The organism is Paenibacillus algorifonticola (assembly GCF_000971975.1).
Lineage (GTDB): Bacteria > Bacillota > Bacilli > Paenibacillales > Paenibacillaceae > Pristimantibacillus > Pristimantibacillus algorifonticola.
Window position 1 is genome coordinate 75,925 of sequence record NZ_LAQO01000001.1, and the last position, 21,240, is coordinate 97,164.

The following is a 21,240-nucleotide window of genomic DNA, read 5'->3' on the forward strand; positions in this document are numbered from 1 at the left end:
GATTGCCGCTCGCTCAACCGCTGCTTTCTCTATTTTACGCTAATTCAAATAACCGCCCGTTCGCACTCGCTCGGCTCGAAACTCGCTAGGCAAGCTGCCTACCAGCTCTCGGAACAGCTTGCTGAAATATTTATCATCCTCGAAGCCTACAGCGCAAGCAATTTCGTAGACTGGCATTTCTGTCGTGAGCAGCAGCTCCTTCGCGCGCTCCATTCTTATGCCGCGAAGCATGACACCAAAGGGCATCCCGGCAAAACGAGCAAAGCAGCCGCTAAAATAGCTTCGGCTCATTTTCACATAATCCGCCACATCAACCTGATTAAGCTTGCCGGCCGCTTCACGGCGAATGTGGACCGTTGCCCGCAGCATGCACTGAAACACCTCTTTGGAAAGCGACAGCTCAAGCATTCTGCGCTGGGCATAATCCGAGAAGCGGCGCAGCCAGCTTTTAAAGTCCTGCCAGGAACGCGAACGCCGTAGCTCCACGCGAAGCGTTTCCGCCTCATTTGGATGCATGAGCAGCGCGGCCCAGCTCTGGCATAAGCTTTGGCCAAATTGCATAAGCTGCTCCTCGCTCGCCCTCAGCTGTTCCAAGCGGCTTATAAACGTCTCCCAAGCAGCGGGGTAGAGCGCCCAGCGCAGATCAGCCATGTCAGCGTCAAGCAGCAGAAGCTGCCCTTCCTGATCAGCTGGAGCCGTAAACTGCTGCAGCTCGGCAAAGCTCATTTGAACCATATCGTGCTGGCCGGACACCTTGTAAAACATCACGGAAGCAAAACATTCCTCCAGCAAACGCTTCACATCTGCCAGCTCCTTCTCTTGAAGCCCCGTAACGATGGCATAGTGAAATCTGCCCTTTAACAGCTGGACCATCTCCCGCTTCCATTCCGGATCCGGGGTCAGATGCAGCAGCGGGATCAGCCATAGTCCATTCAGCTCAAGCAGTGTAAAATTTTTCAAGGCAGGCAGACGGCACAGCTCGTCTTTCCCTGCCCCTTCCTCTAGCAGATAGCACACCAGCGCGGCATCCGCCTTCAAACGCTCCGAAGTGCCACTCGGCTCCGCCCCCGCTCGAAAGCTGCTTTCCCACCGAAAGCGCTGGGCGATTCTGTGCATCACTTCATCCGCTTTATCGGGCTCAAGCAGCGTCTTCACAATATAATCAATCGCTCCAAGCCGCAGCGCCTCCTGGACATAATCAAACTCATGATGGCAGGTCAGCACGACGCTGCGAATAGCGGGAAAACGCTGCTTAATTTGCTCGATCAGCTCAAAGCCGGATAGCTGCGGCATCGTAATATCGGTGAATACGAGATCAACCTCCGTATGCTCCAATAGCTCCAATGCTGCTTTTCCGTCCGCCGCCTCGCCAACGATCGAGATGCCGAACATCGACCAGTCGAATAACGAAATAAAGCCTTTGCGCACCAGCCGTTCATCATCGACTACAATCGCTTTAATCATCGAACTCCTCCTTCGTTTTACGTGGAATCACGATGGTCACTACCGTTCCTTGTCCCAGCTCGCTCTCAATGCGAAATTGCATCTGCTCATTATAAAATTGCCGCAGCATCCGGTTCACATAGGACAGTCCAATGCCAAGCCCGCGCTTCGCCTTGCTGTCGTCACCGGACAGCAGCTTCGCAATCGTCTCCGGCTCAATGCCGGAGCCATTGTCCTCTACCCGCAGCAGCATCTCCGTATCTCCTACAGGCTCAATCGTAATAACGATGCGCCCCGTACGGTCGCTCATTCCGTGATAAATAGCATTTTCGACGAGCGGCTGCAGCAGAAAACGCGGAACTGCAACCTGCAGCACCCCACCTGCAACCTTGAGCTGAAATTCGAATTCATAATCATAACGAATGCGCTGCAGCTCCATATAATTCGTCATCGCTTCAATCTCTTCATTAACGGTTACGATCAAGCTTTGCTTGCCCAAATTATAATGCAGCACCTTGACGAGCAGCGTGACCAGCTTATCAATTTCCTTCTGCCCGTTCATCCGGGCCAGCCACTGCACCGTATTGAGCGTATTATGCAAAAAATGCGGATTAATTTGGCTCAGCAGCTTTTCAATTTCAAATTGCCCCTTTTGCTTCTCCTTGTAGGCCACCTCGGCAATCAAATCATTAACCGTCGTTTTCATATTTTGAAAATTGTTAAGAACGAAGTCGAACTCCTCGACATTGGTAAAAGAAACCGGGCTTGTGCGGTTTTCCGCCATACGCACAATTTCTACATTGACCTTGCGCAGCGGACGATAAATTTGCTTCCAAATGAACAGCGCCAGCAGCAGTGCGAAGACGAGCGTGGAGCAAGCCAGCACAAGCATTTTGCTAAGCCAGGCATACATTTCGCTGTTGAAAGCTGATTTGCTGACGACGGCTATAAGCTGCCAGCCTTGTGCGCTCGGATAACGGAACAAATGATAGTCCGCCACCTCCTTATGCAGCTCGGGGAAACCGGCATCTACCGCCTTCCGCACCTGCATCGGCATACTCTCATCCTCCATATACGTCATGCTGCCCTGCTCATTGACAAGCACATGCGTAACCTTCATGCCGTAGGTCTGCTGCTGCAAAATGCTGCGAAATAAATTGTAATTTGTTTCCAAGTAAATGTACAGCTTCTGCTCGCCGCCTACACGAACGATCCGCTGCTCGGAGAACACCATATTGTTGCTGGAGTTGTACTGCGTTTGATGCGGCCCATAATAATCCGCGCCATTATAATGAATAAACAAAGGCAGCACTTTGCTGTCAAAGTTCGGGTTCATTGCCAAATTGGAAAACAGCACCGGATTTTCTTCGCCTGGCATAATGTAAGCGGTCAAGCCCAAATAGGGATTCGTAAAATTAACCAGATTGATTTTTTGATCAATGGCGGTCATCATTTGTGATTTGCGTGAAATTTGCCGCTCCTGCAAAAAATCGGAAACCTCGTCCACGATTTGACCGTCAAGCGCAAACTGCTTGGAGGCAAAATCAAGATTGTTGATAGCGTTTTCAAGATTAACCGCCTCTTGGCCCAGGCTGGCGCTAATTCCGCTTTGAATTTTGTTGGAGAAGATCGCATAGATGGAGGAATACGTCAGAAAGCCGACCAGTACGAGCGGCAGCAGGCAGCCCAGCATCACATAAAAAATTAATGTGCGCCGCAAGGAACGGGCCGCAAAGCGGTTGTGAAGCGCCGGCTGTTGTGCTAACATCGCGGGCTGACACCTCTCTTTCGGACATGTCGCTGACAGAGTTATATTTTTGACGGTCATTTACTAGAGTTAGAAAATCTTGTTATTATCTTACGATTGGCTTGCCATTTATGCAAGGGGGGAATGGACGCTTTTCGCGATTTTCCTTGCCTCCGGATTTAGTCTTCGTCTCATTCAATCATGAATCGCCCAAACCCACATTTGCCGCAGGACGTAATTAGCCCCGCCAGTTGGCGGGGCCATAAACTATTCAACGATTAGACCCTAAGACCTTTATATCTTATGCCTCTATTACCTTCTGTCTACTGCTTGCGGTAGCCGAATACTTTCTTATTCTGCTCGACGTTCCACGCCAGCACCTCATCATAGCCAAGGCCCTTCGCCTTGTCGAGCATTTCCTGGCGCAGCTTATTAAACTCGGCTTCATTTTTCGCAAAAATCATTTTCCACGAAAATTGCTTGATTACCTGTGCCACTTGGCCGCGCTTCTGCTCCAGCTCATCGCTGATGACGGAAGGTGGCGTTCCAGTGAACAGTGGACGCATAATGGCCAGCTGATTATTTTTCTCCAAATACTCCTTAGCCGTCAGAGCGCCGCCCATCGCTGCTCTCCAGTCTTGATCAAGCTTCGTTGGCGATTTCTCAAGCGTTGACTTCCATAGATTATAATCGTAAGGCTCGCCATTGTCAGGGTTAATATTCGTAGTTTTGAAGGTAGAATTGTTCAGCTGGCTCATGCCGTCCTTCCACGTGCCGCCGCCAAACTCTTCTGGTACAGCTGTATCATTTGCTGGAAGGGCCTGCTCGCCAAACGCAGTCAGAACCGGCTTGCCATCCTTCAGCTCCCAGCCCAGACCCTCTGGTCCATTGGAGGAAATCATATTGCCTTCTGGGCTGTACAGCCAATCAATGAGCTCCAGCACGCGATCGGGGTGCTTCGTTTTTGAGCCAATCGCCCAAACGCGGTTGCCTCCATAAGGGTCATAGCCATAGGAGAACGTCCGCTCTTCCTTGAACGGAACGAGCGCAAAACCTTTTCCTTCTGCCATATGCTCAGCTGTATTGTACGTATCATCGAGCCATGGGAAGAACGTGAACAGCAGCTGGCCGTCCTTCATTTTATTCACAACATCCTCAAACTTCTGCGTCATGGAATCTGGATCGACAAGCCCCATTTGGTTGGCGTCAAAATAAAGCTTGAGTCCGCGCATGTAATAGCCGTCTTCATCCAGCACGCCTTGATATTCGTCCTTGTCGGCCGAAACGAGCGAGAAGCCGCCAGGGTTAAAGCCGTCGCCTTCGTCAAAGCCGTGAATGCCTGCCCATGCTTTCGTCAGCACCATCATATTGCCATCCCAATCCGCCCACATCGAGAACGCATACGTCGGACGGCCGGATTCGCTTGTTGGCTCCAGCTCCTGCATTTGCTTGAGTACCGGCAAATAATCCTCCATCGTATTGATTTCCGGTCTGCCCAGCTTCTCATACAAGTCCCAGCGCAGATTCGGGTTGTAGGTCAAATCCTTCGCTTCCGAAGGGCCTGGCTTGTCGTCGCCAACATCGAAGCCGATGCCGTAGACGCTTGAGCCGCCGCCAAAGTTCGCTTTATTTTTCTCAATCGCCTTCGGTGCATATTTCAAAATATTTTGGCCTTTGCTGTCCAGCAAGCCATCCTTCGTCCAGTCCACGAGCATGCCTGCTTTAATCGAATCCAAATATTTCTGGCCGTCATCGCCAAAAATAACTAAATCGCCGAGGTTGCCTGCTGCCATCATCGTAGCGAATTTGACGTCGCCGCCGCCTTCGAGGTTCGAAGCAATAATATTCAAATTAATATTGAATTTATCTTTAATGACTTTGGCAAACCAGCCTGTCTGCTCGCCCGAGAAATTGGACAGCATCGAGAACACATCAAGTGTAATTTCTTCTTGCTCGCTGCTGCCTGCCGTCTCGGTTGCTCCTCCCGCAGATGGCGCCGTGCTGGCCGTGCTGCCCGCTCCATTGTTTGTGCCCGATGTACAGGCTGCTGTCGATACGATCAGCATCGTCGTCGCTAACAGCAAGGAAAATGTTTTACGCAATGATTTCAATGCAGTTGCCTCCCTTTTTTTAAAATATAAGCATTTATAAGTTTTACACCTATAAATAGGCTTATATTTCTCGGACTGAAATGCGCCGCGCCACCAAAGGACGGCGACAGCCGTTTCACCTTGTTTCATGCTTATGCTCGACCTCCGACTACGGCAGGCCACCCCCCTTCCATGCATGCACATGGCTGATCGCTCATAGCCACCTGGCCCCTAACCTTTTACAGCGCCAATCATAATGCCTTTGACAAAATACCGCTGGAAAAACGGATAAACGAACAAAATCGGAAGTATGACAATCATCGAAACCGTCGTTCGTATGGAGGTCGCTGTCTGCTTGTTCGTCAGGTCGATATTGCCTACCGCGCCTTGGGAATTGCGAATAATCGCGGCGAGCGATGTCGACTCGTTCAAATACTTGTAGAGTACAAATTGCAGCGTAAACAGCTTGCTGTTTGTCATTAGGAACACGGTATCGATAAAGGAGTTCCACTGGCTGACCGCCGAAAAAATCGCGATTGTGGCCGCAATCGGCGTAATGAGCGGCATAATGATTTTGCTGAAAATAACGATGTAGCCCGCCCCGTCCATTTCCGCCGACTCCTCCAGCACATCCGGTATCGATTCCACGAACGTTTTGACGAGAATGACATAAAACGGCGAAACGACCGCTGGCAAAATATACGCCCAAAAGTTGTTCGTCATATTCAGCTTCATCATAATGATGTACCACGGAATGATGCCCGCATTAAAATACATTGTGATGATGACAAAACGGTACCAGAAGCTTCTGGCCCACATTTTGTGCTTCGTAAATAAATAGCCGAGAAAGGCCGAAGCCGCGACGGTGAGCAGCGTGCCAATAATCGTTCTGCCGCCCGATACAAGTGCCGCCTGCGCCAAGCCCTTTAATTGCAGCACCTGAATATAATTGTCAAAATGAATCATTTTCGGGTACAGGGTAACCAGTCCCCTGGCGCTAAGATCGTTGCTGCTGATCGTATTAATAAACAGGTAATAAAAGGGAAACAGGCAAAGCAGCGTAAACAAGGTGAAAAATCCATAGTTGCAAATATGGAACAACCAGTCCCCAAGCCGGCGTTGCGTGTGCATGCGCCTCCTCCTTTCCTCTCGTTCAAGTTAGATGATCGATTCCCCGCGGACGATTTTGGATAACTGATTAGCGAAAAACAGCAAGACAATGCTTATAATCGATTTGAGCATGCTGATCGCCGTTGCAAACGAGAAGTTGAAGCCGAGCATTCCCGTGTTGTACACATACAGGTCAAGCACCTCGATATGATCTTTGTTAATCGCATTTTGGAAGACGAAAAATTGCTCCATGCCGTTGTTAATGAAATTAGCGATGGAAAGCAGCAGCAGTACAAAATACGTCGGCATCAGCCCCGGAACGGTAATATGCCAGATCATCCGGAAACGGCCCGCACCATCTACCTTTGCCGCATCATATTGCTCCTGGTCAATGGAGGAAATGGCTGCGATATACATAATGGCGCCCCAGCCCAGCCCTTTCCACAAGCCCCACAGCGTCATCGCCAGCCAAGTATGGTCGTCCTGCGCCAAATAGTTAATGCCCATTTCCTGAAAACCTAGGGCAATCATCCATTTATTGACGACGCCGCTATCTACCGAAAACATCATGAAGGCTATCGAATAAACAAGCACCCAGCTGATGAAATTGGGCAGCGTCGTGAGCACCTGTACCGTTTTCTTATACCAGGTTGTACGAATTTCAGTGAGCATAATAGCAAAAATAACGGGGAACACCGACGTTAAAATGCCGAGTGTACTCATCGCAAGCGTATTGCGCATCACCCGCATGACCTCTTGCGTCTGGGTCGGGTTGGAGAAAATCGCCTTAAACCATTGCAGGCCGACGAACGGCGTCTCCGATAACGGAAAACCTGGCCGATAATTGTAGAAGGAATATAACCAGCCGTATAGCGGAAAGTAGCTAAACAATAAAATCAGCACGAGGAACGGAGAGGCAAATAAAAATAAACGGAATTTGTCCGGTATCAAGCTGCCGCTTCGCCGAGACATCGAGCTTTGCGGACGGATAGCCGCCTTCATGTAATCCCTCCTGTAAAGATGTCGCAACCGCATGCCAGGCTTCCCGCTTCGAGTAAGCGCTTACTCGAAAATGAATCCACCAGTACCCAGCGGTTGATCTTGCCTTTAGTTTAGCGTGAATAGCGCTTCAGCAGAGAGTGACAGCTGTTTCAGCTCGAGAGAAAGTCGTTTGGGATATTTGCACGAAATTCCCCCTGCAGTGAACCAAATTCTTACCTTTTCCTGCCTGGCCTGCCGACAAAATAAAAAACCACATGGCGTTTTACACTCCCATGTGGCTTGAAAATTTTAAAAACAATATTTTTGCAAGGCGTGGTACACACCATCCTCATTATTTGACAACGTAATATCGTCTGCCAAAAGCTTTAACTCTTCCGGAGAATTATCCATCGCGATACCAAGCCCAGCAGATTCTAGCATCGTTATATCATTATAGTAGTTTCCAATCGCTAAAATTTCCTCTTTCTTTATCCCCCTCAGCTCGGCTAAGTTTTTCAAGGCATTACCCTTATCAGCTTGAATATTCAAAACATCTATAAAGGTATCCGCCGATCTTGTAATATTGAGCTCCTGGCTCAACAGGCTTAAATCAATTTGCAATTGATTTAATTGCTCACTTGTACCGATACAGGTGAATTTAATTAACGGATCTGCAAGACTATCAAATTGCGGGAGCGATCTAGGATGAATATAAAAACTGGCGTATATATCACCTATTTCTTTACTCATCTGCTCCACTTTATCAACATAAAGATCAAACGGCGTGTTAATATCAAAATGAATCTGGTGTTTTCGGCAATAGCTCATAAAGCTTTCAAGTTGAGGAGCGTTTATCGCATATTGATTAATAATCTGGTTATTTTCAAAATCGATCGTAATCGCTCCATTGAACGTTATGCCCACACCATTTATGCCAATGATATCCGTATAAAATTTTGTGCTTGTCGGCCCTCTGCCCGTACATAATACGACTTCAGAGCCTAATGAGGAAAGTTCCTTAATGATTTCTATACTTTTTTCGGAAATAATATGATTATCATTTAATAAGGTACCGTCCATATCAATTGCGATCAACTTATACATTGCTGAAAAATTCCCTCCAGTTAGTCCTTATTTCTAGTGTGTACATTTTCGACTTCCAATAGTGGCCTCAAATTTCCATTTACGCTTGAACCATTATATATAAAAGTTTCATAAATTTCCACTATTATTAAATCAACCTGCATATTTCTTCTTTATCTCTTCTTTTGAGGTTATGACAGCCGAATCCACTTGTTTTCTTAAAGCGAAAAACCCAACTAAAGCTATAAACACGGACAATGCAGCAAATACATACATATAATTTCCGCCATAATTTTGCTGAACCGCACCACCTATTGATCCTCCCAAAATGCCTGACACGCCTAAAAATATCATAGCCAGCAGCGATTGGGACGTTGTCCTAAACTGCTTCGGCACAACTAAAACCATATAATTTACGGCTGATGCCCAAAATAGACTATAGGTTATCGCTTGAAACAACTGTAAAACTAAAATGATATAAGGCTCGGTCGTATACACATAACAAACCCATCGAATGATATAAAACAAAGAAGCCGCAATGATCAACTTTAGGGGGTGGAACAATTTCAATAATTTAGCCGACATATAAAAGCCAATGATTTCACTCAAACCAATGATGGCCCATGCCCACGAAATCATAGAATCGTTTGCGCCCATTTCTTTAAAGTATATGGAAAATAAAGCATCATTCATTCGATGAGGCACCGCTAAAAACAATAAAAAAATCAAAAAGATAAATATTCTTTTATTACCTATTAACTGCACAAGGTCTCTCCAATTAAAACGACTATTATCTTTGCCGGTAAATTCATTTAGATTAAATAAGATGATTATTGCGGCAAGCCAAATGGGAAAATAGATTTTTATTAAGGCATCTAATCCTCCAATAAGCTCAAAATAAGCGCCAAGAAATACAGCGACCATACAAAAGCCAATGGAACCCCACAATCTGATCGTACTGTATGTACTTTTAAAATTTTCGGCAATTTTTACGGTCAGCGTATCTACCAATGGAATCGCGGAAAGGAAAAACATAAACAAAGACACGACAAAAATAACCGAAAAGAGCTTGCTGCTTATATAAAACAAGCCAACTGCACTAATTCCTGTCAAGCACCATAAAAGCAATAAAATCCTCTTTACAGCATGCCATTTATCGCTAATGAAACCTACGATTGGCTGAAGAAAAATCGCAAAAAAAGGGCCTACCATAAGCAACAGCCCAATTTGAGCTATGCTAAAGCCTCTCTCTGCAAGCAGTAACGGAAGGTAGGGAAGAAGAATGGCAAATGTCGAAAATACTAAAAAATTTAAAGCTTTAATTTGAATCATTACTTTACCCATGGTCATCCTCTATCCTATGCTAGTTTGTCGTACTGCAAAAAAAAGAAGCCAATCTTATGCTGAAATGACTTCTTTTCATTTGATTCATTATTTCCCATACACATTTAGGTATTCCTTGATTTTTGTCACATTTTGCTCTTTATCGGCAACATCGGACATGTAGGCTACAACATCGGTTATACGAGCTACGACGTATATTTTTACATTGTAGGCTTTGCTCGCCTCCTCCAATGCGGACAATGCCGTTTCGGAACCTTTTTCTTCTCTATCTAATGCCACTAGAAATGCAGTTAATATCCCGCCCTCATTTTCCACTAACTGCTTCGTCTCTTTAATCGTTCTGCCTGATGTAAGCACATCATCTACCGCCAGAATCTTTTTGCCCGCTAGAGAAGCGCCGATTATATTTCCGCCCTCTCCGTATTGCTTCTGAAGCTTGCGGTTGAAGGCAAAACCTACATTGCCCGCTTCGTTGTTATGCAAGGCCAGTGCCGTAGTTAACGCTATCGGTATCCCTTTATAAGCAGGCCCAAAAATGATATCGAATTCAATCTTTTCCTTCACAATCGTGTCTGCATAAAAACTCCCTAGCCGCGCTAACATCGCAGAATCATTAAAGGAGCCAAAATTAAAAAAATATGGACTTAATCTTCCTGATTTCAATGTGAACTCACCAAATTTAATGATGCCATCATCGACTATAAATTGTGCAAACTCTTTACTAATATTTCGAATCTCAATCACCTTCCATCCCTATAAACGTTTAGGATAAAACATTCGATTTCATTTTTAATGAATCAAACGTTTTATTTTGAATCGTGTTTTGCAGCTCGGAACGATCAAGCAGGGTTATATTTTTTTCAATAAGCCAATTGTCATCGTAAAACTGATCTAAATAATTGATCCCCGTATCCGGTATAATAGCAACAGCAGATTTTGAATCACTATTATTCAGCCAAGCTAAAGCTGCTACTACCGTCAATCCACCAGATCCCCCCATTAAAATGCCATGATGTCGAGCTAATAAACGACACATCGATATCGCTTCCTGGTCACTGGCAATGCACACCTGATCCAGCACCGAAATATCGGTATTATCGCTTCTCCAGCTTAGTCCTACACCATTAATCAAATAAGGAGAAAATTTTTCTCTGAAAACAGCCGAACCAGCTACATCGCAAGCAACGATTTTCACATCCGGCCTCTGCTCCTTCACATATTTCCCAATTCCACAAAGATGTCCGCCTGTGCTGACTGCTCCAATGATAGAATCTACCGGCAAGTCCACGATTTCCAATGCTGTTGTTTGAGAATGATATTGCGGATTTTGCGGATTATCATATTGATTTGTCCAGTAAGCATTGGGAAACTTTTGGAGCAGCTCCTGAACCCGGTTTAGTCTGGCTCGTTGAAAGCCTCCGTCCGCTGCCGGTGAAGTGACCATACTAATTTCTGCCCCATAAGCCTGATACCACTTCAGTAAGCTTTCACTTACTTTAGGATCAACAACAATAATGACACGAAACCCATAAACGGCTCCTAGCATAGCGAGAGATTTCCCAAGATTGCCCGAGGTTGATTCTACCAATATACTGTCATGATTTAATTGCCCTGAAGCAAGCGCCGCTTTTACTAAACCAAGAGCCGTTCGATCCTTTATGCTAAAATTAGGATTAAAGTAATCAAGCTTTAAATATAAGCTTTTGCCCTTAGGAACTAACTCGTCATTTAGAGCTAAAACCGGCGTGTTTCCAATACATTCCGTAATATTGTTATATATCATTGCGTCACCCCACAATTTTAATTAGGCTATCGCCCGTGGTCAGTACTTTATTACCGCTCTGCAGCACGACGATAGGATCTTCTACATGCAATGCTCCAAGACCAAATTCATAATAAGGTGTCTCTATGGAAAGAACCATTCCTTCTTCAATAACATCATCGCTAGCTGGAGATAAAATAGGCAATTCGTACGGCTCTAAACCAATTCCATGTCCAACATGATGCCTTCTATAACTCTCAAATCCTGCTTCATGAACAGCATTCATGGTCAGATGGAACACATCCTTGCCCTTCATCCCAGGCTTAACCCTTTTTATCGCTTCTTGTTGACCTTTATGCAGCGCATTATATTTCAGGTATTCTGGTTTAAGCGCCTTATAGGCAAAAACTCTCGCAATATCCGCCCAATAACCATCACAAACAATGTCGCAATCAAACCAGAGAATATCCCCTGGCATTAAACGGTTATCGGCATTAGGCTTTCTTTGGCCGCCAACAGCATGTCTCCCAACTTTAATCATCGGCAATGTGGCTAAAGCACCTTGCTCAGCAATCGAGCATGAAAAAATTTTGACAATTTCCTGTTCGTTAATGCCCTCATATAGTTGATCAATAACGGTTTCAATCGCTTTTTCGATACAGGTCGCTGAATAAGCAAGCGCATCGATTTCAAAGCTTGTTTTGACCGCTCTAACGCTGCGGATAACCGCCGAGCATTCAACAAATTCAACATGAGGGAGTTTACTTTTAATCAACGATAAGCGGCTCCCTCTCATGCCATCCTCATCAATCCCTACTCGTTCATTAGCGAGATTAAGCTTATTTAGTAACGCAACAAGACCTTCCTCGGCATTTGAGTTTCCATTGTCATTATTTGATAAATCGTTTAATCGCTGCTCATCATCCGTTAATGGGGTGTCTGCTGCATATTCCCGATAAAAGGTTCCATAGGTTACGACATGTCCAATTGGGGAGCGGGCATCCAAAATCTGATCAATTTCTCCTACGGAATGCACAACATGAACCTTATCGGGAGAACAGCTTGTAATGACTGCGAAGCATTGTCCAAAATAAGGGTTCAACATTTTTACTACAGGATCAAATCCTGTAAAATATTTTATATTTTCTTTTGTAGCCGCAACAATGGCCGACAGATTATGTTCTTTCATTTTTGATATTAATCGTTCCGTATTAAACAGCATCGTTCACCTCGTGTTTTATTCGAACTCCAATTGCTCAACTAGCTTTATAACAGCAGGGGCGAGCAAGCTGTAATGACTTGAATCAACCCAATCAACTTCACTAATTTCTGAACATGGCACTATATCTCCAGCCCAGGTTGCCGTATAACATATTAATTCAACGCTGGCATTCTCTTTATAGGCAGGCCCTATTACCGTTCTCAAATGTTGAATGCTTTCCCTCTGAATGTCTATGTTCAGCTCTTCTTTTAATTCCCTTACTAACGCTTCTTGCGGGTCCTCGCCTGGCTCGATTTTCCCCCCCGGCAAATACCAAAGCTCGTTATCCCTAACCCTAACTAGAAGCAGCTTATTGTTATCCTGTTTTACAAGGCAGGCACAGCTAATCATTGTCATGTAACAACACCCTATCTACCATATTTATCATATTGCTCTTGTCATAATTCAAAAAATGTCCAGCAGCTATTCTCATCGGGTCTCCGGCATGAAAAAATTCATAGACTAACTGTCTTTGGCCAAAGCCATCACCCGATGCATCCCAAGCAAGATTTAATAATTTCGTTCGGGATAAAGCATCCGTTTCGCCTGTAGAAAGAGAACTCGCCAAGTCGCTTAAATCAGAATTAAGAAAATCCTGATAATGCGGTGTAGACAACATGGAACCAGCGGCAAGCGATTGTAACGTTTTAACCATCGTTTCATACATTTTCGGAAAATTATATCGAATCGCTTGAATAGCGCTAATGCTTGGGGTTATGACCCCTTCTTCGCTTAAAGTTGCATCTGCTTCACTCCATGCAATACTCGCTTTTACAAGCTCGACATAGGAGGTTAGCTCTCCTAATTTTTCTTGAACATTTATAAATCCATCCAGCTTCAGCATCTTCGCCAATTGAATGGAAATGCCTGTGAGGAGCTCCGCTTTAGATAATCCTCTTACAATACCCTGATGCCCCGTATGATTTCGAGCAAAGGTTTTATCGTAGAACAAATTCGATTTATCAACATCTCTGAACACGAATACCTTGTCCCAAGGAATAAAGACTTCATTTAAGATCAAATAAGCATCGATTTCATCAAAAGCATTAGCTAGTGGATGATCAAAATGATGATAAACTGGTTTCACCATAGGTTTTCTGCAAATAATTTTCACGCCTGGATAATCGATAGGCAAAGCAAAAGAAACCGCGTAGTCCTCGTCACCCGGCTTTAACCCTGGCATATTAAAAATGAGCAATTCATCTGCAATTGGCGCCAATGTTACAATCATTTTTGCCCCAGTAACCACGATTCCTTTTTGATCATGGCTTACGATTCTCACAGCTGCATATTCATTAATTTGGGAGCCTAGAGGTAAAGATCGATCAATTTGCGGATTAATAGCTCCATGGCCTACAAATAAGTTATTCTCTTTCACATAATTATAGTAAGCTTTCATATTTTCAGAGAAATTAGCAAACGGATTGCTTCCCAGCTGCTTAGAATGAGCATATAACGTAGCTAAAGCGGCATTGATAAAATCTGGCGTTCTACCTAACATTCCAAAAGAAATATCCGCTACAGCCTTATAAGATTTTCTTTTCCGCTGTAAATCCTCGACTGTTGAAGGGACTAGCAGACTAATTGCGGCATTCTGATTGCCATCCTTAAAACAATGGATATCTGATTGTTCTTCCTGCAAATCATAATACTTTTCGATACAACCAATCGCTCCTGAAAATGCCGGGCTTGTCGCTACGTCAACTTGAACTCCGTTTAAATAAACAGAATTTCTGCCTTTCATTCTTTTCAAATAGGCACCTTTAGCTGAAAATTCATAGGTTTGCACTTTGTTCAACACCTCTTGCTTTAATTTTTTCCATAAAAACCTTAATAAATAAATTATAAAACATTAAAATTAAACAAAAATTAAAAATAGATAAATTATAGTAATTTACATATGTAATGGTAATTTAATTCTATGAAAAAGTCTGTCGAAATTAGCTGTCGAATACAAACTTTTTTTGTCGAAATTAGCTTGAAAACCGTTTCAATACGATAAAAAGCAGCAGCTCCCTTAAAGGAAACTGCTGCTTTTTATCTATTTATCGCGAAAACAACATCGATCCGGCATAAATGTAAACGCTTTATTATTTGTAAATATACTACATTTATATCGATTATATATACAAGATTCCCCAAATAGAGCAGATGCGATTCTCGTTAAAAAAATAGCAGGAAAAAGAACACATGCTGCGTTCTTTTTCCTGCCGAAATTTCTTCTAAATGATGCTGCCGTTTCATTCAAAAAAATAATATATTTAGCCCTTGAGCTGCTTATACTTCTCAGCATATTTGCTCACGCTCTGAATGAATGTCGCATGCGACCAAGTGAGCGGCGCAACCGATAGCGGGCTGCCGTCAAACGGATTGAGCTGCTCCGCCAGCAGTCCGCTGGATAAAGCATGATCTACGACCCATTGCAGCGTCTGCTTCGGCCCTTCCAGATCGTCCAGCTTCTGTGCAGAAGCAATTTGGTAATTGGCGACCCATAGCGTACAAATAATCCATGGGTTGCCCGGAATTTTGTCAATGTCGCCGGTTTGCTGGAAATAATAATCGTTCGTATACCGCGCATGTCCGCCAACATCGGTCTGGATTCTCAACCCGTCTCTGATCGCATTCATCGTCCGAATGACTTTATCATCATCGACCGCCAGCACGCCAAATTCCCAAATGCCGAATATGCTGCTCTCCAGCGTCATATCCTTCACCCAGCCATTGTCCTTCTGAATGAGTCCGCGCGCAAACCGTCCGCTTTCCTCATCCCACAGCTGCGTCAGCATGCCGCGCTTGATCGTCTGGGCTGTATTGCGGTAATGGTCGCTGCGCTCATAATCACCAAACAGCTCGGTGAAAAAGGCTGCCGCCATTAAGCCGCCATATACGGATGCGACGGTGTACGTCCAGATGCCGTAGCGCTCTTCCCACAGATCATAGCTTGGCTTAGGCAGCGATAGCTCCGGCTCTATATAGCTGCTGAGAAACGTAGCTGCCTTGCGGATCAGGTTGCTGTACAAGGACTGCGGCAGCTCAATGACTTGATTTCGCAAATAATCCTGCCATAAAGCGAACAGGACAAGCGCCGTCTCGTCTTCCTGAATCGGAAGCCTTTGGCTGCCCTGCACGATGTATGGATGCCAGCTGGAGCCAACCGTTCCGTCCGGATTGTATTTGTGATACAAATAGCCGTCCGGTGCAAGCGCTGCTGCACAAAAATTAAAAAATGGCGCAATAACGCTCTGGTAGCCGGCAAGCGACATCGATTCGGCAATCAATGCGCCGTCACGCGGCCACATGTAGCTGTAATGATCACGATTATATTGCAAAATATCAGTGTCATTCGCCGCCAAAATCGCGCCGCGCTCATCCACCTGCGTGCGCACGATGAGCAGGCTGTGACGGAACATCCGGCTGATGCTATCATTCAAATCGCCCAAATCGCTCTCCGCTCTTCTCAGCCAATGATTCCAATAAATGACGACGCGGCTAAGCAGCTTTTCTGGGCTGTTATCGAGGACGTATTGATTAAGCTCCTTGACTTCCTCCAGGTTTTTCCCAATTGACATCCAATAGTAAAAGGTTTTTTCGCCGCCGCCCGGTACATTGGCGCTCAGGCCAATCGTACTGTCCACGGAGCCTTGGGCAATCGTATTGCCCATTAGTACGCCATCCTCTGCATCACGCCAGGTGCCTTCCGCAGAGTGGAACCGCTTGATGCCCGTAGAATATTGCATCAAGCCGCCTTCATCGCTCGATCCGCTGAACATAAAGTAATTCGAGCGCTTGTAATGAAACAGCGTGTTATTTTCCGGGTAATAGGCAGCTGTATCGCCCACCTCCGAGCCGTCGATCATCAAATCCTGATGAAAAAACAGCCTTGCCTCGCGGGCATCATGACGTAAATTCCGTACGACGACCCGTTTAATATAAATGCATTCGCGTTGATGAATGCCATCATTCATTTGCAGCTCAACACCAAGCCCTTCATGCCGAGCTATAATGTTCGTCACGAGCGAGTCGTCAATGTAGCCAAGCTCAATGTTCCACTCTGGCTCATCCAGCCAGGAGAAGACGCCGCCAATCCAAATGCCGAAGCGGCAATAGTGGCCGCCCACATGATTGAGCTGTCCCACATAAGGATAATAAATATCGCGGATGTAACAGGTTTGATCCAAATTCACTAACAGCTTTCCATTGCCAATTACAAGGTGACGGGGCATTGTTTGTTCTCCTCTCGCTGTAACAAAAGTTGATGATATACGGCTATATAGGCTTTGGCAGAGCGATTCCAGCTATAGTTCTCCTTGGAGACATTGTCTATGATTTGCTTCCAGGCCTCTGGATTCCGGTATACGCGAAGCGCTCTGCTAACCGTACTCCAATATTCATCGGCATCATAGCCCACAAAGCTGAACCCATTTCCTTCACCAGTATATTCATCAAAAGACTGGACAGTATCCTTTAGCCCCCCGGTCTCCCTAACGATCGGGACAGCACGGTAGCGCAGCGCAAGGAGCTGGCTGATTCCGCAAGGCTCGAAGCGCGAAGGCAGCAAATATAAATCAGCACCTGCGTAGATGCGGCGAGCGAGCCTCTCATTGTAGCCAAGCTTTACCGCGATTTTGTCTGGGTAGCGCTGCGCAAACTGCTGCAGCTGCTGCTCATAATGCCACTCGCCTGAGCCAAGGATGACGAGCTGGACATCTTCCTGCAGCAGCTCCTCGAGCCTGGCGGTGATGAGGTCCAGCCCTTTCTGCTCTACGAGCCGATTGACCATGCCGATGAGCGGAATTTCCTCAGATTCCGGCAGTCCGAGCTCCTGCTGCAAATCGAGCTTGTTTTTCCGTTTCCGGCTAATCGAATTGCGGTATGGCGTATGCAGCGCCGAATCCTTCATCGGATCATAGGACTCATCATCAATACCGTTTACAATGCCCAGAAGATCGCCTTCGCGATGCCGCAGCAGCTCCTCCAGCCGCTCGCCGTATTCACTGCCCTTGATTTCTTCCGCATAAGTATGGCTGACTGTCGTCAGCTTGTCTGCGTACACGAGGCCGCCTTTCAAACAGCTGGCTGCGCCATGAAACTCCAGCCCGGCTGGGCCAAAAGCTTCATCACCCGCCCCCGTTAAATCCTGAAGCTGCTTGATGCCTAGTACGCCCTGATATTTCAGGTTATGGATGGTGAAAACGGTGCGGATATCCGCCCATTCTGCTGCATATTTCGTCTTGAGCAGAAATGGAATGAGCGCGGTTTGCCAATCATGGCAATGGATAACATCAGGAAGCACATCAACAAAGCTTAGCGCTTCCAGCACGGCAAAGCTAAAAAACACAAAGCGTTCGGGATCGTCTCCATACCCATATAACCCTCTGCGCTTAAAATAAAACTCATTGTCGATCAAATAATAGCAAACGCCATCTATTTCTCCGCGAAATAGTCCGCAATATTGATTGCGCCAGCTGAACGAAACGTTAAAAGAGGCGATTTGTTCGAAATATTCCAAATATTCTGCGGGGATATCCTCATATTTTGGCAAAATAACGCTTGTGCCGATTTGACGTTTAACCAATGCTTTGGGAAGAGCGCCTGCAACGTCGCCCAAGCCGCCGGTTTTTGCGAGTGGCGCGGCCTCCGAAGTTGCAAACAAAATATTCATTTTTTTCTCCTCCTGTTTCGCGAAAAAATTTGGCCAGCAGAGACTGTAAGCACGCTGTAGAAACGTCCCAGCTTAACGCCCAGCCTCATGCCTGCCTATTTATTTAGTTAGATCGTCTTTCGCTTGCCTGCCAGAAAAGGCAGCCTTTCTGCGCCTCTTATATCCCGGTTGCAATCGACTCGTACATCCTTATCCAAAATGCTATGCTGAATGAGGCTATTTTCGCCGATAATGCCATTTTGCATAATGATGCTGTTGCGAATGACTGCCCCTTTGCCAATATGGACGCCCCGGAACAAAATGCTGTTCTCAACCGTCCCTTCAATCCTGCAGCCATTGGCGATTAATGAATTATTAACTTTGGAAGATTCCAAATACCTCGCCGGCGGTTCGTCCTTAACCTTCGTGAAAATGGTGCCCGGCTGGAAAAACAGCTCTTTCCACACTTCAGGGCAAAGCAGATTCATGCTATTGGAAAAATAGCTTTCAAGCGTATTGACTACGCCCAAATAACCATCGTATAAATGTCCGTAAACCCGCAGCTTGTTCAAGCGGGAGAAAATCGCATGGCGTACGAGATGATCCTGCCCCTGAGCGAGCGAGGTTTCTACGATTTCCATGAGCAAATCTTTTTTCATCACATACATTTCCATAGAGGAAATATCGCTCAGCATACGCCCATAGTTTTCCTGAATCGATGTAATTCGGCCATCGCTGCTCATCTTGACCTTGCGCGCCTTGCCAGCCAGATCATGCTGCTTCTTGCACACGATTGTAATATCCGCCCCACGTGCCTCATGCTCGTCAATAATCGGATTGAAATCAATATTGCATACCATATGGCTGCGCGTAATTACAACATACTCCAGCGTTGAGCGGTTGAAATAGTCGCGGTTTTGATAAAAATGGTATAAATCGCCACGGCTGATTTCCTGCAAATCATCCGTAGCCGGCGGCAAAATAAACAAGCCGCTCTGACGATTATTCAAATCCCAATACTTTCCTGAACCAAGATGATCCATAAGCGAGCGATATTTCGTATGCGCGAATACCGCTACCTTGTTAATGCCGGAGTTCACCATGCTGGACAAAATAAAATCAATGAGCCTATAGCGTGCGCCAAACGGCACGGTCGCGAGACAGCGACTCTGTGTTAAATGCTCCAACTCGTCCGTCTCGTGGATTAAATTGATAACGCCCATTATCCGATTGCTCATGATGGCTCCACCTCCAGCAGTACGTGATCATTCGCAACAAACTGTCCGACAGCTACGACGGTAATCGCCTCATCCTCCGGATCGCCAATCTGCACGCCGTCTTCGATTACAGCGCCTTCGCCGATAATCGCCCGATAAACACGCGCCCCTTCACCAATCCGCACATTCGGCATAATGACGGACTCGCTAACCTCGCTGTCCTTCTCCATCTGTACGCCATAGAAGAGAACCGAACGATCTACCCGCCCTTCCACGACGCAGCCCTCCGTCACCATAGACGATATCACTTGAGCGCCCGCCGCTACGTATTGCGCCGGCCGATTGGGATTGACGGAATAGATGCGCCAATCTGTATCCGATAAATCAAGCGAAGGCTCCTCTGCGAGCAAATCCATATTCGCCTCCCACAGGCTTTCGATCGTTCCGACATCCTTCCAGTAGCCGCGGAACGAATAAGCGCTGACGATGAGGCCATCCCGCATCATAGCCGGGATAATGTCTTTGCCAAAATCATTGCTGGACTGGCGGTTCGCCTCGTCATAAATTAAATATTTTTGCAATACAGACCATGTGAAAATGTACACGCCCATCGAGGCGATATTGCTGGTAGGCTTCGCAGGTTTTTCCTCAAATGCAGTTATGCGGTCTTCATCATCGACATGCATGACACCGAAGCGGCTGGCTTCCTTCCAATCTACTTCTATACCTGCTATCGTTACATCCGCCCCGCACCGCTTATGATGCTGAAGCATCAGATCGTAGTCCATCGTATAAATATGATCGCCGGAAATGACCAAGACATAGCTTGGATTATATCGCTCAATAAACTCCATATTCTGATAGATCGCGTTGGCCGTGCCCTTGTACCAGACGCCGCCCTTCTGTTTCACATGCGGAGGAAGAATAGCCATGCCTCCGTCACTGCGATCGAGGCCCCAAGGCGTTCCAATGCCCAAATAACGATTGAGCTCAAACGGCTGATACTGCGTCAATACACCTACTGTATCGATTCCCGAATGCGTGCAATTGCTTAATGTAAAATCAATAATCCGATATTTCCCGCCGAAATAAACGGCCGGCTTGGCCAAATCCTTCGTGAGCACTCCAAGACGTTTTCCTTCACCCCCTGCAAGCAGCATTGCCAACATTTCTTTACGAGCCATGGACACCAACTCCTTATTCATGAGTGTCCCCCAGAACCTAGATGAGAGAGCAAGGCGAGAGCGGGGGAAAATGTGATGAGATGCAACATTTGCAGCCGTGCCCAGCAATCGTACCGCTGACGAAATAAGGCTTCTGCCTTATCCCCGAGTCCCGGATTTATATGACTTGTCGTCTATGAAAGAGCGGTAACAACCCGGCTCTGGCACTCCGATTTGATAGTTGGAGCAGCATTTTGGAGTAGTTGGCTTTAACAACAAACCCTTGCCACATCATAATCATGATATGACAGATTGTCCGGCAATATGAATAAATGCCAGAATAGAACTGGAAAAGAGCTTCCGTCCGTTAGCTGAGAAACTATGAAGCTAGAATGAGC

The 21,240-nt window shown here is 46.0% G+C and carries 16 protein-coding genes; all 16 read right to left on the reverse strand.

Annotation, left to right across the window (positions count from 1 at the left end; all coding sequences use genetic code 11):
- Nucleotides 1-39: 39 nt before the first annotated feature.
- Nucleotides 40-1,464 (reverse strand): response regulator, encoded by a 1,425-nt coding sequence (locus tag WH37_RS07125; protein WP_046229878.1) that lies wholly within the window; start codon nt 1,462-1,464, stop codon nt 40-42.
- Nucleotides 1,457-3,211: a sensor histidine kinase gene (locus WH37_RS07130; protein ID WP_046229879.1), complete on the reverse strand. Its 1,755-nt coding sequence runs from the start codon at nt 3,209-3,211 to the stop codon at nt 1,457-1,459. The genes WH37_RS07125 and WH37_RS07130 overlap by 8 nt, the downstream gene beginning before the upstream one ends.
- A 302-nt stretch (nt 3,212-3,513) precedes the next feature.
- Entirely contained in the window at nt 3,514-5,301 is a 1,788-nt protein-coding gene (locus tag WH37_RS07135) for a type 2 periplasmic-binding domain-containing protein (RefSeq protein WP_231594151.1), read from the reverse strand.
- A 210-nt stretch (nt 5,302-5,511) separates the two neighbouring features.
- A complete protein-coding gene (locus WH37_RS07140; RefSeq protein WP_046229880.1) occupies nt 5,512-6,411 on the reverse strand; it encodes a carbohydrate ABC transporter permease in 900 nt (299 codons plus the stop codon).
- 27 nt (nt 6,412-6,438) lie between these two features.
- A complete protein-coding gene (locus tag WH37_RS07145) occupies nt 6,439-7,392 on the reverse strand; it encodes an ABC transporter permease (RefSeq protein WP_177217903.1) in 954 nt (317 codons plus the stop codon).
- Between the two features lie 288 nt (nt 7,393-7,680).
- Nucleotides 7,681-8,475 carry a Cof-type HAD-IIB family hydrolase gene (locus WH37_RS07150; RefSeq protein ID WP_046229881.1) on the reverse strand — a complete coding sequence of 265 codons (795 nt, stop codon included), beginning with the start codon at nt 8,473-8,475 and terminating at the stop codon, nt 7,681-7,683.
- Between the two features lie 132 nt (nt 8,476-8,607).
- Entirely contained in the window at nt 8,608-9,798 is a 1,191-nt protein-coding gene (locus WH37_RS07155) for an MFS transporter (protein WP_052736859.1), read from the reverse strand.
- An 87-nt stretch (nt 9,799-9,885) separates the two neighbouring features.
- Nucleotides 9,886-10,542 carry an orotate phosphoribosyltransferase gene (pyrE, locus tag WH37_RS07160; RefSeq protein WP_231594152.1) on the reverse strand — a complete coding sequence of 219 codons (657 nt, stop codon included), beginning with the start codon at nt 10,540-10,542 and terminating at the stop codon, nt 9,886-9,888.
- A gap of 19 nt (nt 10,543-10,561) precedes the next feature.
- Entirely contained in the window at nt 10,562-11,581 is a 1,020-nt protein-coding gene (locus WH37_RS07165) for a PLP-dependent cysteine synthase family protein (protein ID WP_046229883.1), read from the reverse strand.
- A gap of 4 nt (nt 11,582-11,585) precedes the next feature.
- Nucleotides 11,586-12,782: a M24 family metallopeptidase gene (locus WH37_RS07170; protein ID WP_046229884.1), complete on the reverse strand. Its 1,197-nt coding sequence runs from the start codon at nt 12,780-12,782 to the stop codon at nt 11,586-11,588.
- Nucleotides 12,783-12,797: 15 nt separating this feature from the next.
- Entirely contained in the window at nt 12,798-13,178 is a 381-nt protein-coding gene (locus WH37_RS07175) for an NUDIX hydrolase (protein ID WP_082110695.1), read from the reverse strand.
- Nucleotides 13,165-14,610 carry a 4-hydroxyphenylacetate 3-hydroxylase family protein gene (locus tag WH37_RS07180; protein ID WP_231594153.1) on the reverse strand — a complete coding sequence of 482 codons (1,446 nt, stop codon included), beginning with the start codon at nt 14,608-14,610 and terminating at the stop codon, nt 13,165-13,167. The genes WH37_RS07175 and WH37_RS07180 overlap by 14 nt, the downstream gene beginning before the upstream one ends.
- 472 nt (nt 14,611-15,082) lie before the next feature.
- Nucleotides 15,083-17,044: a glycoside hydrolase family 15 protein gene (locus WH37_RS07185; protein ID WP_046229885.1), complete on the reverse strand. Its 1,962-nt coding sequence runs from the start codon at nt 17,042-17,044 to the stop codon at nt 15,083-15,085.
- Nucleotides 17,026-18,483 carry a glycogen synthase GlgA gene (gene glgA, locus WH37_RS07190; RefSeq protein WP_046229886.1) on the reverse strand — a complete coding sequence of 486 codons (1,458 nt, stop codon included), beginning with the start codon at nt 18,481-18,483 and terminating at the stop codon, nt 17,026-17,028. The genes WH37_RS07185 and glgA overlap by 19 nt, the downstream gene beginning before the upstream one ends.
- Before the next feature lie 107 nt (nt 18,484-18,590).
- Nucleotides 18,591-19,700, reverse strand: coding sequence for a glucose-1-phosphate adenylyltransferase subunit GlgD (glgD, locus tag WH37_RS07195; RefSeq protein ID WP_046229887.1), 1,110 nt, complete (start codon nt 19,698-19,700; stop codon nt 18,591-18,593).
- Nucleotides 19,697-20,863, reverse strand: a complete 1,167-nt coding sequence (locus WH37_RS07200; RefSeq protein WP_046230292.1) for a glucose-1-phosphate adenylyltransferase — start codon at nt 20,861-20,863, stop codon at nt 19,697-19,699. Before WH37_RS07200 ends, glgD begins: the two co-directional genes overlap by 4 nt.
- Between the last annotated feature and the right edge of the window lie 377 nt (nt 20,864-21,240).

Excerpts from the sequence above, each read along its gene's own strand:
- WH37_RS07125 (WP_046229878.1), bottom strand. The coding sequence starts at position 1,464 with ATGATTAAAGCGATTGTAGTCGATGATGAACGGCTGGTGCGCAAAGGC.
- WH37_RS07130 (WP_046229879.1), bottom strand. The coding sequence starts at position 3,211 with ATGTTAGCACAACAGCCGGCGCTTCACAACCGCTTTGCGGCCCGTTCC.
- WH37_RS07140 (WP_046229880.1), bottom strand. The coding sequence starts at position 6,411 with ATGCACACGCAACGCCGGCTTGGGGACTGGTTGTTCCATATTTGCAAC.
- WH37_RS07145 (WP_177217903.1), bottom strand. The coding sequence starts at position 7,392 with ATGAAGGCGGCTATCCGTCCGCAAAGCTCGATGTCTCGGCGAAGCGGC.
- WH37_RS07150 (WP_046229881.1), bottom strand. The coding sequence starts at position 8,475 with ATGTATAAGTTGATCGCAATTGATATGGACGGTACCTTATTAAATGAT.
- WH37_RS07155 (WP_052736859.1), bottom strand. The coding sequence starts at position 9,798 with ATGGGTAAAGTAATGATTCAAATTAAAGCTTTAAATTTTTTAGTATTT.
- WH37_RS07165 (WP_046229883.1), bottom strand. The coding sequence starts at position 11,581 with ATGATATATAACAATATTACGGAATGTATTGGAAACACGCCGGTTTTA.
- WH37_RS07170 (WP_046229884.1), bottom strand. The coding sequence starts at position 12,782 with ATGCTGTTTAATACGGAACGATTAATATCAAAAATGAAAGAACATAAT.
- WH37_RS07175 (WP_082110695.1), bottom strand. The coding sequence starts at position 13,178 with ATGACAATGATTAGCTGTGCCTGCCTTGTAAAACAGGATAACAATAAG.
- WH37_RS07185 (WP_046229885.1), bottom strand. The coding sequence starts at position 17,044 with ATGCCCCGTCACCTTGTAATTGGCAATGGAAAGCTGTTAGTGAATTTG.
- glgA (WP_046229886.1), bottom strand. The coding sequence starts at position 18,483 with ATGAATATTTTGTTTGCAACTTCGGAGGCCGCGCCACTCGCAAAAACC.
- glgD (WP_046229887.1), bottom strand. The coding sequence starts at position 19,700 with ATGAGCAATCGGATAATGGGCGTTATCAATTTAATCCACGAGACGGAC.
- WH37_RS07200 (WP_046230292.1), bottom strand. The coding sequence starts at position 20,863 with ATGGCTCGTAAAGAAATGTTGGCAATGCTGCTTGCAGGGGGTGAAGGA.